Here is an 18,088-nt window from a genome sequence, read left to right on the forward strand (position 1 = left end):
GGCGTTTTGTTTATTTATCAGATTCCGTTAAAGCGTAAACCATTCTTTTATCCTGTCATGATCTGCATTGGTAGCATTTACGTGAGTAAATTCGTTGCTTTTATTGTTGTAGTTGTAATCTTTAGACCATTCGCTAAAGTTCTCTGCCATTGCTTTAATACTTTCGCAAACGTATTGTATTTCGGCATTAGTGGTTGTAGGGTGAATTGACATCCTAATCCATCCCGGTTTTTGGATCAGGTCGCCCGAAGTAATCTTCTCTGTAAGGTAATTTGACTGCTCCTGGTCTACATGCAGCAGGTAGTGACCGTAGGTACCGGCACAGCTGCATCCGCCACGGGTCTGGATACCAAACCTGTCGTTAAGCATTTTAACGCCGAGGTTAAAGTGCAAATCATTAATATAAAAAGATATTACCCCAAGCCTGTTTCTGTGCTGTGGCGCAAGTATGTTTAGGTTAGGTACATTTCCAAGGAAATCAAAAACGTAATCTACGATCTCTTTTTCTCTTTGCAGGATATTGTCTACCCCCATCTGCTCTTTAAGCTTAACGGCAAGGGCTGTTTTTATCACCTGAAGAAAGCCCGGTGTACCACCGTCTTCACGCTCTTCGATGTTATCAAGGTATTTGTGCTCACCCCACGGATTGGTCCAGCTTACCGTTCCTCCTCCTGGATGGTCAGGGACCATGTTCTTGTATAGTTTTTTGTTGAATATCAGCACTCCTGATGTACCGGGACCGCCAAGGAATTTGTGCGGAGAGAAAAATATCGCATCAAGGTAAGCTTCGCTGTCGGCAGGATGCATGTCGATTTTTACATAAGGCGCCGAGCAGGCAAAATCTACAAAGCAAACACCGTTGTACTGGTGTACCAGTTTAGCGATTTCGTGATAAGGGGTTTTTATACCCGTTACATTAGAACACGCTGTAACCGAAGCAATCTTTAAGGTATAGTCTTTATGTTCTTCAAGCAATTGCTTAAAGCTGTCCAGGCAAATAAGCCCTTCAGGGCAAGCCGGGATAAGTACCACTTTAGCAATAGTCTCCAGCCATGATGTCTGATTGGAATGGTGCTCCATATGAGAAACGAACACGACCGGCTTTTTCTCTTCAGGAATATTGGTAAATGCTTTCAGGTTCTCAGGAACCTTAAGTCCTAATATACGCTGGAATTTATTTACCACACCAGTCATACCTGTACCATCGGTAATAAGTACATCATCGGCACTGGCGTTTACATGATGCTTGATGATATGGCGTGCCTCATGGTAGGCATTGGTCATAGCCGTTCCCGAAACCGTGGTTTCGGTATGGGTATTAGCCACAAAAGGACCAAAATCGTTTAGTAACTTATCTTCAATAGGTCGGTACAGCCTTCCGCTGGCAGTCCAGTCGGTATAAACGATTTCCTGTTTGCCAAATGGCGAAACGAACTCCTGCCCTATACCTACAATATTGTTCCTGAATTTCTGGAAATATTGCTCTAATTCTCCTGTAAGCGTTTTCTCGGCTGTCTGTAACATATTAAATTGACTATTAACGTTGCAAATTTATTAAAAAGAAAACGATATAACTGAATATTCTTCATTGTATAACATTTTTACATTGTTTTATTAGAATTACATCGCAAGCTGTTTACAGTAGTTTTTTATAATTATTTTTCGGGTAAATTTGAAAAGGGAAAGATGTCCTGCTAATTCAAGTAAGCAAATAAAAATTATCAATGAATGAATTTTTACTAACTCTAAAAAAATATTTGTCGCTACATCGGGACAAATTTTACCTACACATGACTATTTTGTTTTTTGTAGTCTGGATAGCATTTAAAGGACCATTCAGGTGGTTTTTAAAGAGCGATAATGAGTCTGCAAAGTATTTTCTTGGAGTGGCACCAAATTTTTTTGCTGCAATTACCTTAATGTTTTGGATAACTTATGCTACTAGTTCTAAAATAACAGCATCAGTTATTTTTGTTATGGCGATACTTATCACAGGAGAGGTAATTCAAAATTTTATACCTACCCAAACTGTGGACGTTGCGGATATCTACGCAAGTTTAGCAGGATGCGGCATTGCTGCAATAATTATCAGATTGCGCTTAAAACAGGTTCCTAACATCAAAAATGATTGAATTAAAACTCACTCAGTCTTTTCCAGAATAAGAGAAGCAGGCGTTTCTGTAAAATTTAAATTTAGATAAAGCTTGTCTTCCTTCAATGTATAAGGTAATTCATCAACTACTATTTCGTTAAGTGAGTTTTTACTATTTACAATAATTACATTACGCTTCACATCATTTTTATATTTCGCGTCTATTACAAACCCTGACATTAATTCCATTTTTAAAAGTTCACCTTTACTAAATTCAAAAACAGAGTTACCATATAACATTTTTACATTCTGTTTTAGAACGGCTATTTTTGATTCATCTTTGTACATTTGTTTTAAATCATCAGATAAAATAGAAATAGAGTCTGTTTTGAAATTATAGCTGACCTCCCCATTATCAACCATAACAATTTTCCATTTACCAGTTAATGAATTGGTTTGAGAATACCCAACTTTAGTAAAAAGCAAAAAAAGCAAGATCAAAGCATATTTTGACATAATTGAAATATTAAAAAAACTAAAATAGTACTATTCATTTGAATAGAGCCCGATATTAATAAAAAAACCTGCCGAAGCAGGATTTTGTAACTTATATTTTTAGAACAGTCAGATTACTCTTTTATGAACTTTTTGCTTTCGCTGCCCACTTTTACGATGTAAATGCCCGCTGGCAATTTGCTTACATCAAAACTTGTATCACTCAATCTTTCGCAAAACATCTGTCTGCCTGTAAGGTCATAGATTACAGGAGTTGCATGGTCCATATTATCACTGATCTTTATATTCAGTTCATTTTTTGCGGGGTTAGGATAAATTATCCATGTATTTGCTTCAAAGGTAAAATCAGGATTATCAAGCGTTGCAAATTCAAATCTTGCACTTACCGGCAAGTGGTTAGAGGTCGTATCATAATAATCATCAAATACATAAGATATTTCTACTTCCTGTTTAGCGCTGTTAGCAACGTAGTTTGCTGAAAGTTCGTTAGAAATTATCATATTCTCGATAAGCGGATGAACACCCCAATTGGTATTTACATCTGTCATGTTTTTCGTAATACCATTGTAGTTGACTGTATCGTCAATAAAGTTCTTATATGGCGAAGTGGTACACTGACATGCATCACTTGTTGTCCCAACCAGGTAATCGTTAAAATCCCCAATAATTATAAGGTTCTTTGTGTTGTAGTTAGATCCGTCCATCATCATTTTCAGCCCTTCAGAAGCTCCCTTCCTGCGTGTGTAAGACATCGCGTTATTATCTTCCGACTTTGCGTGGATGTTTATCAGTGACACAGGAACCAATCCGTTGCCAACAACCACGTTTATATTATATAAGGCAGGAAAACGCCCGCTTGACCAGTTGTAAGAATATGAATTACCCTGTGCCGAGCTTCCGTTGCTTAACTCAACAGAGTTAACAAGCTGTACTTTTGATTTTTTATAGATAATGGCCTGTCTTTGGTTACACTCGCCTGTGTTAGTCGGTACAATAGCCCCTCCCCACTCGGTGCTCCCCAAAAGCGATACCAGTGTCTGGATAGTAGGGTTTGTAGTTGTATTTGAAACTTCCTGGATACAATAAACATCAGAATCCATGATTGTCATCGCCGAAGCTACGTTATTTATCTGCGCTTCATCATCCCACGGAGATTCTGCAGAACAGCCAAGCCATTCCGTATTCCAGTTGGTAACTTTTAAAGCGGTGGTGTTACCGGGATTAGTACCGCCCGGACCGGCTATAACTTTTACATCTTTTACTTCCCACATGGCGCTTTGGGTATTGCTGCTTTTGTATCTAAAAGCTATGCGCGACGTTGCCGATTTTGCCGATGCCGGAATTGTAAGTTCGCCGGAAGATATAAACTGCCATGCAGTCGGAATATTTTGGTTAAGCCCTGTAAGCTCAACCCATTGGGTAGTAGCAGGATTTCCCGTATAATTAGCTGTGGCAAATGCCTTGTACCACCCTTGTGATACACCAACATTCATTACCGCAGAAGTACCGCGGGTATGGCTAAAGCTAAGCTTTACATTTTGTGCCTGCGAAAGATTCATAGCCGGACTGATAAGCCAGTCTTCGTTCTGATAATTCTGTCCACCTGCATATCCGCTGCAAACGGCACCATACAGAGGATTAAAATTCCAGGTTTCAGATCCTGCAACACTATAAGTAGTAAAGCTGGTATAACTATTCAGGGTTAATAATGTCTGGTCGAGGATTGTAGTTTGAGCCTGTACTGTAAAGCAAAAGCCAGCAAAAGCCAGTAAAGAAAAGAGTTGGCGTAGTTTTTTGATCATAATTATGTGCTTATTTTCGCATGCCAAAAATACTTAACATTCAGCACCTTATAACTGCTTATCAGGTATTTGACAATTTCTTAACCCCCGAAACATTCAGTTGATTTTGTGGTAACATAGCTATATAAAAAAACCTGCCGAAGCAGGATTCTTTATATATAATCAAATTATATACCTATCTCCACCTGGAAACGTACATAATAATTATGTTTAGTGGTATTGTCAAAATAGTTCAGCTGATCATACGTAAATTCAAGCTGTGCCTTAAAGGCGTGCTCCCATATATATTTGGTTACACCCAGGGTATACTGGTTAGCATCCGGAGCCAGCATGGCAATATCCTTATCTGTTTTTTGTGTTGATACACGGCCTATCAGCTCATAGTTTGAAGGAAAAAGGTAACTCAACTCATAATCAAATCCGTGTCCTGTAGCAATGAACCTTACATCGGTTGCATCGTCTGGGTTAACGGTAATCGGGTTATCAGCCATCCTTTGCATGTATGCCGTCATAAAAGCCCAGCCATTATATTTAAACATACCATCTAATAATAGTGTCTGTATGTCTCTCTTGTCATAAAGGTCAAGCCCAAGCTGTCCGCCTGTCCTTCTTGCCATGTCATTGTACTGGTACGCACCTGACACCATAAATTTAGGCTTAGGCTCTCTTTTAAGGTCGCCCTCAAAAAAAGCACCATCTTTAGTAAACGCCCCTAACGGATACAATTCCAATTTTCCTGTATAAGCCAGTCCATTGTCAGGCTTATCGGTAGAGTTCCTTCCTTCACCTGTACTTATGGCACCTCTCATTGCATAAGAGAATTTATTCAATTCTTCTATTTGATGGTGCACCTGAAAACCAAAGTCCCTGTCTATATTAAACCTTGCATTATTGATACTCCTGTCGGTAAGCTGTAAACCTCCTGATGAGTTCACACGCTGGCGGTTACCCGGCAGTTTTGTCTGCCCAAAACCAAAGTTCCAACGTTTGTTAGGCCTATAGAATACAACCGCATCACGGATAATATTAATATTTTCACCAGGTTCAACAGGGCCTACATCGCCGGGAGCAAATGAAAGCTGAATAGCATAAATGAAACGTGGATCGCCCACATAACCATCAAAACGAAGCCTTAATCGGCGAATTTCTCCTGTTATCGCTCCGTCTTCGTCCTCATTTTGTATGTAAGTCGCACGGTTCTGCATCCTGAAGCGGATGTTGAACTGGAAAATACTATCCGGAGAGGTTAATCCCACACCCTTACCATAATTATAATACGGAAGTGCAGAAAGCTTAAGGTCGTTATCGGTAGTAGTCTTTTTGATCACGGTTTCCTGCGCCGCTGCACTAAGGCCAATAAAGATAATAAGTAACGTAAAAATGTTTTTCATTTAATACCTGTTTGAAAAATTTGTTCGTGTTTTGCGTAAAAACGATACAAGCTCCGTAATAATCGTATTAAAGCGGGGGCAAAAATAGCCTTTACGGAAGCATTGTAAAGTTTGCGCAAACTTAATATTAATTATTACCAAGCAATGTTACGTAAATGTTACCTTTGCAAAAAATTAAGGTTATGTCAAATATCTATATAGGATATCATTTTACTGTAGAACCCAAAGAGTTAGGTTCTGAAATACTAATCGCAGAACTGGGTGAAACACCTTTTGAAAGTTTTATCGAAACCGAAAACGGACTATCGGCCTACATTCAGAAACAATACTGGAACGAAGATATACTGAATGATATACAAATTCTGGAATCGCCTGAATTCAGGATCGAATATACTTTTGAAGAGATCGAACAGGTAAACTGGAATGAGGAATGGGAAAAAAATTTCGAGCCTATTGATGTAGACGATACCTGTCGTGTGCGTGCTCCTTTCCATGAAAAGACTGCAGCCAAATATGATATCGTTATAGAGCCGAAAATGAGTTTTGGCACCGGGCATCACGAGACTACCTTCATGATGATACAGCACCTGCTTGAAACTGATGTTGAAGGCAAAAAAACCCTTGATATGGGCTGCGGAACGGCTATTCTTGCTATTCTTGCCGAGATGAAGGGCGCACAACCTATCGACGCAATTGACATTGACAACTGGTGCTACCTGAACTCTATTGAGAATGCAGAGCGCAACAACTGCCACCACATAACTGTTTATGAAGGCGATGCTGAACTGTTGAAGGGCAAGCAATATGATGTTATCATTGCCAACATTAACCGTAACATATTACTTAACGATATGCAGCAGTACGTTGACTGCCTGAACAAAGGCGGGATTCTCCTACTGAGTGGATTCTATGAAGAAGACATTACTGCAATTGATGCTTCATGTACTGAAAAAGGGCTTACCTTTGCAAAAAAATTTAGCAGGAACAATTGGGTTTCGCTAAAATATGTAAATTAGCATTTTTAGATTAAGCATTTGAATATGAGTACCAAAGAAAAAGTATTAGAAGAGGTATTGGTTGAAGAAGCCATTGGCGCAAACAACGAGATTGTGTTATACAATGATGAAGTGAATACTTTTGACCACGTTATAGACACACTAATCAGGGTATGCCGCCATACGGCAGAACAAGCCGAACAATGCTCGCTTATTGTTCACTACAATGGCAAATGCACTGTTAAGACAGGCGAATTTAAAGACCTGAAGCCGCAATGCACCCAACTGCTTGAAGCCGGCCTCAGCGCCGAGATCATATAAAAAATGGATGCCGTTTGGCATCCATTTTTATTTCATAGCAATTAATCTTATTATTTCTCGTACACATACTGAGTACTTCCCGGTACCATAACAGCAGCACCATCATCGTTTCTGTCTGGATATGATGAGATGATCGTTGCATCGCTCCATGTAAGCTTATCGCCTACTTTGTTAAACTGGCGTGTTACGGTTTGTCCGTTATTATTATACGTTAGCGTGATTAACGCATTTTTAGGATCAGAGGCAGATTCGGCAGTGTAAACACCTGTTACAGTTTGTGTCTGTGCGCATCCGGCTACACCATCATTAATAAGGATACCTGTAATTTTATACTCAAAGGTATTATCAGAATTCAGGATAACCCTTCCTCCATCATAACAGTCTGACTCTTCCATTTGGTCAATGTGCGAATCGTTATCCTGATCGAAGTCAGTAGCAGCCGCAGTATTAACCTCATCAAGGTTATACGTTCCTTCAATCTTTACATCATTGTTTGTTCCTTCATTGTCGTCATCACTACAAGATGTAAACCCTAAGCCTGCAATGGCAAGCGAGCAAATAAATAAATTAATCTTTTTCATGTCTTTTAAAATTTAAATTAAGTAAATGTTAGTGAGGCAAATCTATGCCTGCATACTCTTAATAATATTTTAAAAACAATTATTTAATCTTATTTTAACTCACTTGCCAGAGTAAAAAACGTCACAAATCTTTATTATTCAGGCAACTTAGCGTTTTTAAATAATTATCCGTTTTTATTCCTTTAACATAAACATTTAACATCTTTTTTAACAGCCAAGACCACAATATTGCATAAGTATCAATAAAAACACTATAGCATACCTATTCACGACATATTTATCTCCAACGTTTGCGTATAGTGGCTTTATATTATTTTGCAGTAATTGTATATTCGTAGAATTCTATTCTAAAAAACCAAACCCTTGATACGAAAATTACTTTCGATATATGTCTTTTTTGCCGTATTATCAATACATGCACAAGAGCTTCCCCCAATAGTAAAATTTAATGCCGGTACTTATAATGCGGGTAACCAAAACTGGATGATATCGCAGGATAGCAACCGTTTTATATATTTTGCCAACAACGAAGGCCTGCTTGAATATAACGGGATGACATGGACACTGTATCCGTCGCCCAATGAAACAATCCTACGCTCGGTAAGAGTAATAAATAAAAGGATATATACCGGCTGCTACATGGAGTTTGGCTATTGGGAAAGACAAAAGGACGGTATACTAAAATATCATTCACTGAGCAAACCGGTAAAAAGCAAAATACTGGATGACGAACAGTTCTGGAATATTGCCCAATATGACCACTGGGTAATCTTTCAGTCACTGAGCCAGATATTTGTTTATGATACCAGAAATAAATCGTTTAACATTATAAAGCCAGAAACAGGCGTGAACAAAGTGTTTATGGTAAACAGTAAAATACTGTATCAAACCTTTGGAACCGGACTGTATGAAATAGAAAATGGCAAAAGTAAGCTGCTGACTGCCGATGCTGCTGTTACAAAAAATAAGATCGTCAATATCTACGACCGAAACGAAGGTCTGCTCATACAGACCCAGCTGAACGGCTTTTTAGAATATAAAAATGGTATTGTTTCTAACTGGTCAACAGAAGCTGACAGCGAACTTAAAAGCAGTAGCATCTATAGTGGCCAAATGCTTAGCGACGGAGGCCTTGCCCTTGGATCGGTATCAAATGGTATATTTATACTGAGTAAAGAAGGACGCATACGATATCATATTACCCAAAATAAAGGACTGAGCAATAATACTGCATTATCACTATTTGAAGATAAAGATAAGAATCTGTGGATAGGGCTTGATAATGGTATTAACTGTATCAACCTGCAGTCGGCAGTAAAGAGTTTTGTTGATGATACCGGTTTTTTAGGCACAGTATATACCTCTATCCTCCATAATGGCCTGTTGTATATAGGCACAAACCAAGGACTTTTTTATAAAAGTTATACTACCAATGAGGATTTTAAGTTCATTCCCGGCACAAAAGGACAGGTTTGGTCTTTATATACTTATGACAATACCCTCTTTTGCGGGCATGACTCAGGCACTTATATCATAAATGCAAACAGAGCTTCTCAAATATTTTCGGCATCCGGTACCTGGAAACTCGAAAAGCATCCAACAAACGCTAACTTACTATTACAGGGTAATTATCACGGCATATCGGTACTTGAAAAGAGTGCAGGAGGCTGGAAATTCAGGAACTGGATCAAAGGATTCGATTACTCCAGCCGCTACTTTGAGACACTGGGTAAAAACGATATTTACATAAGCCACGAATATAAGGGCGTGTTCAGGATCGTTACTGATAAAGACTTTACAAAAGCCATAAAATTTGTTGCTTACAAATCTCCTGAAAAAGGTAAAAATGCCAGCCTTAGCAAATTCAACAATGATATTTACTATGCCTCTAAAGACGGATTCTTTAAGGTTGATGCCAAGACAAGGAATTTTGTAAAGCAGGAGCAGCTTTCAAAAGTTCTAACCAAAGATGAGTATACTTCGGGTAAGCTTACACCCGACAGTTCCGACAAGCTATGGTTCTTTACAAAAGATTATATCAATTACTTTTCAGCAGGGAAGCTCAATGCCGAACTAAAGCATAATATAATATCTATCCCCTCTTCACTGACCAACTCAATGCTTGGCTTTGAAAACATAACCCAGATTACACCAAGCATTTACCTTGTAGGTACCACAGACGGTTATTATACCCTTAATATTAACGAATTAAGCTTTAACACCTACAATATAAGCATAACTAATATCGCAATCAATACCCTTAACCAAAGTGCCGTTTCAAGGGCAATCAGTACTGAAGGGAGTTTTAAATACAAGGAAAACAACCTTAATTTTTCTTTCACAGTTCCTGAATACAGCAAATATGTGAGTGCCGAATTTCAGTACCTTTTAGAAGGCATGCAAGACGAATGGAGCGAATGGAGTACCAAGTCTACTGCTAACTTCAAGAATCTGCCTCCGGGGCATTATGTCTTTAAAGTAAGGGCTAAGACCGGCAACTCCATATCGGCTAATATTGCTGAATATTCGTTTACCATATTAAAGCCATGGTATGCCACCAATGTGGCATTGTTTATTTACCTGATCCTATTTGCAATTGCCGCCTATATGATAAACCGTGCTTATAAAAATTACTACCACAGGCAAAAAGAAAAACTTATCGAAGAGAATAATAGGCTCCTGGAAATAAAAGAACTGGAAAATGAGCAGGAACTCATGAAAGTGAAAAATCAGCAGCTTGAGCAGGATTTTGAAAGCAAGAACAGGGAACTTGCCGTCTCTACTATGAATCTCATCAAAAAGAATGAACTGCTGTCCATGATCAAAGATGATCTTAAGAAAACATCTGAGGGCAATGAACGCAGTGTCAAGTCGGTCATAACTACAATAAATAAAAACATTAACGAGGATGATACCTGGGATATGTTTAAAGAAGCTTTTAACAATGCCGATAAGGACTTCCTGAAAAAAGTAAAAAATACCCATCCCCTGCTTACGCCAAATGATTTGAGGCTTTGTGCTTACCTGAGACTCAACCTTTCGTCAAAGGAAATTGCCCCCTTGCTTAACATATCTGTTAGAAGTGTTGAGATAAAACGATATCGTTTGAGGAAGAAAATGGAATTATCGCATGAATTAGGGCTTGTTGAGTACATTCTATCGATATAACAAACTACAACAAAAACGAAATTCACCTATACAACACCTCAACAAAACCACTATTTACAAGGTTTTCGTAACTATTTCACATAAAGCAACATTATCTTAAAATGCTGTTAACAGTAGCTCTGTGCCATATTTCGACCTCAAAACCAAAATAATTTCGAATTGTATATATTTTGTAGGGGTTAATTTTATTCTTTATAATTAATTGTGATATAATTTTAGATTATCACAAAAAACAATTTTATATGAAGTCAAAACTATTCTTGATTGCTTTTTTGCTGATTTCAACTTTTGGCTTTGCCCAAAACATAGAAGTTAGCGGAAAGGTAAGCGAAGTGGCAACCGGATTACCTATGCCCGGTGTGAATGTCACGGTAAAAAATTCCACAGTAGGAACAGTAACAGACATGGATGGTAATTATACCATAGCTGCCCCCAAAGGCGCAGTGCTTGTCTTTAGCTTTGTGGGCTTTAAACCTCTTGAAGCCACTGTTACAGGCCCAAATGTAACAGTAAAACTGGAGGAGGATTCTAAAATGCTTGAAGAGGTCGTTGTCATCGGCTATGGTACCCAAAAGAAGAAAGAAATAACGGGTGCTGTAGGCGTTGTAGACAGCAAAACAATTGACCAGTTAAAACCTGTTAAGGTAGAACAGGCTTTACAGGGAACTGTTTCAGGTGTAAATGTAACAACCACATCAGGAGCGCCCGGTGCTAACCTTAGTATTCGTATAAGGGGTATCGGTACAAATGGTAATGCCGACCCTGCAGTAATCATAGATGGTTATTTGGGAGACATTAATTTATTGAATCCAAATGATATAGAAAGTATTACTGTATTAAAAGATGCTCAGGCAGCTATATATGGTACTATTGCTGCTAACGGTATCATATTGGTAACAACTAAAAGAGGTAAGAAAAACAGCAAAACATCTTTTTCTTTCAACTCGTATACCGGTTTCCAGGAAACTTCTAAAAAAATGAATCTCCTAAACGCTACCGAATATGCATTGTTGCAAAACGAAAGGTATGCTAACGGAGGTAAAGCACTGCCTTTTACTGATGTTTCAGGTATTGGCGTTGGGACCGACTGGCAGGATGAAGTATTCAATAAAGGTGTACCTGTAATCAATCACGATTTGACGATCTCCGGTGGTGGAGAAAAAATATCATATAGCGTGAGTGGTTCGCATGTTGACCAGGAAGGTATTATTGGCGGTAATAAGTCGAGTTTCTTAAGAAACACAGCACGTTTATCACTTAACGCTGACCTTACTGACAAGATTAAATTAAATACAAATGCTACATATACTTCTTTTGACAGGAATTCGCTTAACGAGAATGTACTAGGCTCTGTATTATTTAATGCCATCAATACACCATCAATATACACTCCTTATGATGCAAATGGAGATTTTACCGTATTACCTACAGGAGGAAGTGCACCGGGAAGCAATCTTGGAATAGAAATTATCAACCCGCTTGCACAAATAGCAAACACCTATAACGACTACAACTTAAAAAAACTGAATGGTACATTTGGCCTTGACTATGAAATCATTAAAGATTTAGTCATTACAGGCCGTATCGGTTTCAATACCCAAAATGCAAGACAAAAGGTATTCAACAAAATGGTTAATTATGGAGGAAAAGTATTTGACACGCCCAGAAGCAGCGTAAACCAGAACTCTTTCCAGGATAATGATTATTCTTTTGACCTTTATGCGAACTACAAAAAATCGTTTGCCGAAGCACATAACTTTACCTTTACCCTTGGTATGACAGCATATAAATCTTGGGGAGAAGGATTATATGCTACCGGCTTTGACGTACCTAATAATGATGTACACTTTGCCGACATTAGCCTGACAACAGGATTCTCTGAATCTAAAACTGTAGGTTCTTATGTCTATGACAACAGAAGGCTATCACATTTTGCACGTTTACAATATGACTACAAAGGAAGGTATTTGCTTTCGGGTATGTTAAGAAGGGATTTGTCAACGCGATTTGGCCCAAATAACCGTGTGGCGTATTTCCCATCGGTAACCGGTGGTTGGATAATTTCTGATGAAGCATTCTACAAACAGTCTAAAGCTGTAAGTTTTGCAAAATTAAGAGCGAGTTATGGTGCATTAGGTAACGATACAGGTTTTGGTGATAATCCATATGTAGGGTTATTAAATGGTGAGGCAACATACCTTTTTAATGGCCAGCTGGTACAGGGAGCCGCAATTGGAGCACTTCCAAACCCTGATATCAAATGGGAAGAAGCCCGAAAGTTTGATGTTGGTGTTGATTTAAGATTTATCAATGATAAACTTGAATTTACCGCTGACTATTTTATAGATACAAGAAAAGATCTTATCATCCCAGGTATTCCTGTTTCGGGTATCATAGGTACTAACGGACCAGGCGGATTAAATCCTGCTATCAATGCTGGTAAAGTAGAAAACAAAGGTCTTGAGCTTGCTTTAACTTACAGTGACAAAATTGGCGATGACTTTAATTTCCGTGCCAGTTATAATGTTACTTTCCTGAAAAATGAAGTTCTTGAAGTGAATAATGGTACTGGCTACATTGAGGGAGGAAGCTTTGGCGTAGGCCAGCCTTCTATGACAAGAATGGAAGTAGGCCAGCCAATAGGTTATTTCTATGGTTATAAAACAGATGGTATATTCCAGAATCAGGCTGAAATAGATGCTCACGTTCCTCAAACGGGAGTAAATAATACTGCCCCTCAACCCGGAGACATACGCTATGTAGACGTTAACGGCGATAATAAAGTAGATATTAACGACAGAACCAATGTTGGTGACCCTATTCCTGATGCAACAATGGGCTTTAACCTGCAGCTTAACTACAAAGGATTTGATCTTGCTGCCTATGCTTTTGCTTCTTTAGGCAACGATATGGTAAGGAACTACGAAAGAGATGCAGCCGATGTTAACCGTTCTAACTATCTTTTAGGAAGATGGCATGGTGAGGGAACAAGCAACTCAGTCCCGAGGGTAACTACAGGTAATACTGCTAACAACGTATTCTCAGATTATTTTGTTGAAGATGCTTCATACTGCAGGATACAAAATGTACAGCTTGGATACTCCATCAATGAAAATTTCATAAAAAAATCAGGAATCACTAAATTAAGATTATACATGGGTGTAAATAACCTGTATACTTTCACCAAATACAGAGGATATGATCCTGGTGCGAGCAGTGGTGCACCACTATCATCAGGAATCGATTTTGGTTTCTATCCTATTCCGAGAACTTATCTATTCGGTGTAAATCTAAATTTTTAAAAAATGAAAAGAAAAATAACAACCGCAATACTGGCTTTAAGCCTTACAACAACAGTATTGGTTTCGTGTACCGACGATTTTATCGAGAGAGATATACCATATTCAATAAGTTCAGACAGTTATTTTAACTCTGAAGAAGAATACAACAAAGCGTTAATAGCCACTTATGACATACTTCAATCAACGTATGTAAACGCCATACTTGGCGAGATTGCATCAGACAATACCTTTGCCGGTGGTGCCGACGCCAATGACGTAGTGGGTTGGCAACAGGTTGATGACATGACACATAGTTCAGTAAATTCAAACCTTAGGGATATTTGGAACTGGATGTTTGCAGGAGTTAACCGCGCAAGTTATATCCTTGAATTTAAAGACAAAACCGAATTTCAAGGCAAAGCACAGATTATTGCCGAAGCACGTTTCCTTCGTGCCTATTACCAGTTTGAGCTTGTAAAATGGTTTGGTGGCATCCCAATGAAAGGTGACGCACGATTTGCGCTTGGCGATGAGCTTACAATACCAAGGTCAAGCGCTGAGGAAGTATATGAAGCAATTGAAAACGATTTATTGCTTGCTATTCCTGAACTTGCATTAGATGCTCCTCAGGTAGGAAGGGTAACAAAAGGTGCAGCCCAGTCACTACTTGGAAAAGTATATTTATATCATGCGACAATTGGCGATGGCCATTCAGAAAAATATGGACAGGCAGCAGCAATATTTGATATAGTGATAGGCAGCGGAAAATTCTCCCTAAAACAAGGTAATGATTATCTTAACCTATTCGAAGATGCTCAGGAAAACAGTACTGAATCTGTTTTTGAGGTACAATATACCGATGTTGAAGGTGCCGGTTTTGGCTGTCTTCAATGTAGTGAAGGGAACGTAGCAGTAGGATTTAGTGGTCCAAGGAGTTACGAAGGACCTTCGTTTACTTCCGGATTTAGCTTCAACGTCCCGGTTCCTGAAGCTGTAGGGCTTTATGAAGAAGGCGATAACCGTCTTGCTGTAACACTTCTTAATATGGCTAACTGTGGGTGTACTTATGCCCCTGCACATGAAGACACTGGCCTGTTTAACCGAAAATACATACCAAGAACAAGAAGAGATGAAGCTGCAGGGGATAAAAACCTGACTAACCCTAATAACTACCGTGCAATACGCTATGCCGATGTTCTCCTAATGGCTGCAGAAGCACATGCTAATGCAGGTAACACAGGTGTAGCAATGGGTTATGTGAATGAGGTAATAAGAAGAGCATATGGCAATACAAGCCATGATATCACCAGTACTTCTAACCTTATTCAGGATATCCTTAACGAGAGAAGAAAAGAACTATTTGGCGAAGGCCACCGCTTCTTTGACCTTGTGAGGACTAAACAGGCTAAGGATGCTATTGAAGGGTTTGAAGAGAATAAAAATGAGCTATTCCCTATCCCTTTTGAGGAAATTCGTTTTTCTAATAACCTCTGGACACAAAATCCGGGATATACAAACTAAGAGATCATGAAAAATATAAAGATACTATTACTGTTTATGCTGACAGCTTTTGCAATTAGCTGTTCAGATGACGAAAACAGCCTTAATGATGTTAATAATGGGGCACCGGCAAGTAACATCTCTGCCTTGTTTACCATTACACAGGACAACTCGGGACTTGTGACCATTACACCAAATGCCGACGGTGCCATTCGTTTTGAGGTGTATGATGGCGATGGCGCTGTAGAACCTGTAGCGCTTGGTATTGGACAAAGTATGCAACATACCTATGCCGAAGGCATTTATCAGATAAGGATTGTGGCTTATGACATTACCGGTAAAAGCAGCGAAGCAACCCAGGAACTTACTGTAGCCTTCAGGGCTCCTGAAAACCTTGAAATTATTGCTACTCCTGTAGCAGGAAATTCACTGGCTATGGATGTGACTGCCAAAGCAGATTTTGAGACATTTTTTGAAGTTACCTTTGGCGAGGCTGGCGAAACCCCGGTTCCTTTTAACGAAGGACAAACTGTAAACCATGTGTATAGTGGAGTTGGGACATATACAATTACTGTTGTAGCATATAGCGGTGGTGTTGCTACCACTACAGCTACCAAAGAGGTTACTATCCTTAACCCGCTTATCCTACCCCTTGACTTTGAGAATACAACAATTACATACACTTTCAGCGATTTTGGAGGACCAGCTACAAGCGTAATTGATAACCCGCAATCTACGGGTATCAATACAAGCTCTAAAGTAGGTCAGCACATTAAAAATGCTGGGGAGACATGGGGAGGAACAGCTATTCAGCTTGACGAGACACTGGATTTTGTAACCTACAAAAGCGTTACCATGAAAGTATGGTCGCCGGCAGCGGGTATACCGGTTATACTAAAAGTAGAAAATGCAGCCAATGCAGGAATCAATTTTGAGAACCAGCAATACACTACAGTTGCTAATGCATGGGAAACCCTGACTTTTAACTACGGTAGCATTGACGACACTCAGGAATTCTCTAAACTGGTACTGTTCTTTAACTTTGGAACAAGCGGTGCAGGCGAAACATATTATTTTGACGATGTTAAGCTTTCTATTAACCCACTGCCACTAAACTTTGAGAGCCCTACAAACATAGTTAGCTTTGGTGATGCAATAGGTTCTATTGACGTGAATCCTGACCAGACAGGCATTAATACCAGTGCCGGTGTAGGTAAGCTTTTTAAAGCTAACGGATCACAAACATGGGCTGGTGTAGCTATGCCTCTTGTTGCCCCAATCGACTTTAGCATACAGAAGAAGTTAAAGATAAAAGTATGGTCGCCGCAGGCAGGTATACCGGTATTGCTGAAAATTGAGAAAGCAGGAGACAATCAGGTATTTATGGAAAAAATAGTAAACACTACCGTTGCTAATGCATGGGAGGAACTTACATATGATTATGAAGATGCTATTGACAGCTCTGTAAATTACCAGACAGTTACATTGTTCTTTAATTTTGGTGTTAGCGGAGACGGATCAACTTATTATTTTGATGATATAAAACAATCGAACTAAGATTATGAAAAAGATAAACAACATTATAAAATTCCTGCTGGTACTTGTATTGGTAAGTGGCTGCCAGGAAGAAGACCTTAGCTTTGGCGATATCAATGCCCCGACAGAACTGGAGGTAACAGCAGAGATCGTAGGCGTTTCATCTCCAGAATTCCCCGATGGTGATGGTTCAGGACTGGTAAACATTACTGCTACCGCTAAAGGCGCAATGACCTATCAGTTTAAATTTAGCGATGGTACTCAAAGCGAAGCCGCACCTTTGGGCAAGGCTACAAAGCGTTTTACAAAAACAGGTACACATACTTATGTTATAACCGCAATTGCTTATGGCAGCGGTGGTGCACCTACAACAAAATCAATAAATGTTACTGTTTACAGCAGCTTTACAGATCCTGAAACAGTTCAGAAATTAACCGGAGGCACAAACAAAACCTGGTATTGGTTTGCCGCTAAACCAGGACATCTTGGTGTAGGCCCTAATGATGCTACCGATAATGGTGCTATACCTCAGTATTATGGTGCTGGCCCTTTTGAAAAATCTTCAGGATCGGCGGCTTGTTTCTATCAGGAATCGTTAGTCTTTACCAAGGATGGCGATAATATGAGACTTAAACTTAATACTGATGGCAATATATTCTTCAATGCGACCTTCAACAGTGTTGGCGGTAGCAGTGCTCCGGATGATCAGTGTCTTGCTTATGACACATCGGCTGACTATATGGTAAGCCTTATGCCTACAACCTCACTGGTAGCTCCTGATAAAACGACAGGAACATCAATGAGCCTTAACGGCGGTACTATGGGATACTATATAGGTACTAATGTAATCTATGAGATCATGAAGATTACTGATACTGAACTCTATGTAAGAGTAGTAATGCAGG

General features: G+C 39.2%; 12 protein-coding genes and 1 pseudogene. 8 read left to right on the forward strand and 5 right to left on the reverse strand.

Annotation, left to right across the window (positions count from 1 at the left end; all coding sequences use genetic code 11):
• Positions 1-27: 27 nt before the first annotated feature.
• Positions 28-1,524 carry an aminotransferase class V-fold PLP-dependent enzyme gene (locus ACX0HA_RS03140; protein WP_458843818.1) on the reverse strand — a complete coding sequence of 499 codons (1,497 nt, stop codon included), beginning with the start codon at positions 1,522-1,524 and terminating at the stop codon, positions 28-30.
• Between the two features lie 200 nt (positions 1,525-1,724).
• Between ACX0HA_RS03140 and ACX0HA_RS03145 the strand changes: the two genes are divergently transcribed.
• Positions 1,725-2,132 (forward strand): hypothetical protein, encoded by a 408-nt coding sequence (locus ACX0HA_RS03145; protein ID WP_458843819.1) that lies wholly within the window; start codon positions 1,725-1,727, stop codon positions 2,130-2,132.
• Between the two features lie 8 nt (positions 2,133-2,140).
• Here the strand turns inward: ACX0HA_RS03145 and ACX0HA_RS03150 are convergent, their stop codons facing one another.
• The 3 genes from ACX0HA_RS03150 to ACX0HA_RS03160 all read right to left on the reverse strand — a co-directional run bounded on the left by ACX0HA_RS03150 (position 2,141) and on the right by ACX0HA_RS03160 (position 5,801).
• Positions 2,141-2,608 carry a hypothetical protein gene (locus ACX0HA_RS03150; RefSeq protein WP_458843820.1) on the reverse strand — a complete coding sequence of 156 codons (468 nt, stop codon included), beginning with the start codon at positions 2,606-2,608 and terminating at the stop codon, positions 2,141-2,143.
• 113 nt (positions 2,609-2,721) lie between these two features.
• Entirely contained in the window at positions 2,722-4,410 is a 1,689-nt protein-coding gene (locus tag ACX0HA_RS03155) for a T9SS type A sorting domain-containing protein (RefSeq protein WP_458843821.1), read from the reverse strand.
• 167 nt (positions 4,411-4,577) lie between these two features.
• Positions 4,578-5,801 carry a porin gene (locus ACX0HA_RS03160; RefSeq protein ID WP_458843822.1) on the reverse strand — a complete coding sequence of 408 codons (1,224 nt, stop codon included), beginning with the start codon at positions 5,799-5,801 and terminating at the stop codon, positions 4,578-4,580.
• Positions 5,802-5,983: 182 nt separating this feature from the next.
• Between ACX0HA_RS03160 and prmA the strand changes: the two genes are divergently transcribed.
• Positions 5,984-6,817: a 50S ribosomal protein L11 methyltransferase gene (prmA, locus tag ACX0HA_RS03165; RefSeq protein WP_458843823.1), complete on the forward strand. Its 834-nt coding sequence runs from the start codon at positions 5,984-5,986 to the stop codon at positions 6,815-6,817.
• Between the two features lie 24 nt (positions 6,818-6,841).
• Positions 6,842-7,117 carry an ATP-dependent Clp protease adaptor ClpS gene (locus ACX0HA_RS03170; protein WP_458843824.1) on the forward strand — a complete coding sequence of 92 codons (276 nt, stop codon included), beginning with the start codon at positions 6,842-6,844 and terminating at the stop codon, positions 7,115-7,117.
• A 50-nt stretch (positions 7,118-7,167) separates the two neighbouring features.
• Here the strand turns inward: ACX0HA_RS03170 and ACX0HA_RS03175 are convergent, their stop codons facing one another.
• Positions 7,168-7,698 carry a hypothetical protein gene (locus ACX0HA_RS03175; RefSeq protein WP_458843825.1) on the reverse strand — a complete coding sequence of 177 codons (531 nt, stop codon included), beginning with the start codon at positions 7,696-7,698 and terminating at the stop codon, positions 7,168-7,170.
• Positions 7,699-8,061: 363 nt separating this feature from the next.
• Here ACX0HA_RS03175 and ACX0HA_RS03180 point away from each other — a divergent pair, with 363 nt between their 5' ends.
• The 5 genes and pseudogenes from ACX0HA_RS03180 to ACX0HA_RS03200 form a co-directional block, all read left to right on the forward strand.
• Positions 8,062-10,866, forward strand: a complete 2,805-nt coding sequence (locus tag ACX0HA_RS03180) for a helix-turn-helix and ligand-binding sensor domain-containing protein (RefSeq protein WP_458843826.1) — start codon at positions 8,062-8,064, stop codon at positions 10,864-10,866.
• A gap of 242 nt (positions 10,867-11,108) precedes the next feature.
• Positions 11,109-14,168: a SusC/RagA family TonB-linked outer membrane protein gene (locus ACX0HA_RS03185; protein WP_458843827.1), complete on the forward strand. Its 3,060-nt coding sequence runs from the start codon at positions 11,109-11,111 to the stop codon at positions 14,166-14,168.
• Between the two features lie 3 nt (positions 14,169-14,171).
• Positions 14,172-15,668 carry a RagB/SusD family nutrient uptake outer membrane protein gene (locus ACX0HA_RS03190; protein ID WP_458843828.1) on the forward strand — a complete coding sequence of 499 codons (1,497 nt, stop codon included), beginning with the start codon at positions 14,172-14,174 and terminating at the stop codon, positions 15,666-15,668.
• A gap of 6 nt (positions 15,669-15,674) precedes the next feature.
• Complete coding sequence (locus ACX0HA_RS03195; RefSeq protein ID WP_458843829.1) at positions 15,675-17,204, forward strand: hypothetical protein; 1,530 nt, start codon at positions 15,675-15,677, stop codon at positions 17,202-17,204.
• Between the two features lie 4 nt (positions 17,205-17,208).
• Positions 17,209-18,088, forward strand: a pseudogene (locus tag ACX0HA_RS03200) (glycoside hydrolase family 16 protein); the annotation flags it as partial.

The sequence above is a fragment of the Flavobacterium hauense genome (assembly GCF_054457175.1).

What these genes read in the sequence shown, in the direction of transcription:
- ACX0HA_RS03145 (WP_458843819.1), top strand. Translation starts at nt 1,725, where the DNA reads ATGAATGAATTTTTACTAACTCTAAAAAAATATTTGTCGCTACATCGG.
- ACX0HA_RS03150 (WP_458843820.1), bottom strand. Translation starts at nt 2,608, where the DNA reads ATGTCAAAATATGCTTTGATCTTGCTTTTTTTGCTTTTTACTAAAGTT.
- ACX0HA_RS03170 (WP_458843824.1), top strand. Translation starts at nt 6,842, where the DNA reads ATGAGTACCAAAGAAAAAGTATTAGAAGAGGTATTGGTTGAAGAAGCC.
- ACX0HA_RS03175 (WP_458843825.1), bottom strand. Translation starts at nt 7,698, where the DNA reads ATGAAAAAGATTAATTTATTTATTTGCTCGCTTGCCATTGCAGGCTTA.
- prmA (WP_458843823.1), top strand. Translation starts at nt 5,984, where the DNA reads ATGTCAAATATCTATATAGGATATCATTTTACTGTAGAACCCAAAGAG.
- ACX0HA_RS03185 (WP_458843827.1), top strand. Translation starts at nt 11,109, where the DNA reads ATGAAGTCAAAACTATTCTTGATTGCTTTTTTGCTGATTTCAACTTTT.
- ACX0HA_RS03190 (WP_458843828.1), top strand. Translation starts at nt 14,172, where the DNA reads ATGAAAAGAAAAATAACAACCGCAATACTGGCTTTAAGCCTTACAACA.
- ACX0HA_RS03140 (WP_458843818.1), bottom strand. Translation starts at nt 1,524, where the DNA reads ATGTTACAGACAGCCGAGAAAACGCTTACAGGAGAATTAGAGCAATAT.
- ACX0HA_RS03155 (WP_458843821.1), bottom strand. Translation starts at nt 4,410, where the DNA reads ATGATCAAAAAACTACGCCAACTCTTTTCTTTACTGGCTTTTGCTGGC.
- ACX0HA_RS03160 (WP_458843822.1), bottom strand. Translation starts at nt 5,801, where the DNA reads ATGAAAAACATTTTTACGTTACTTATTATCTTTATTGGCCTTAGTGCA.
- ACX0HA_RS03195 (WP_458843829.1), top strand. Translation starts at nt 15,675, where the DNA reads ATGAAAAATATAAAGATACTATTACTGTTTATGCTGACAGCTTTTGCA.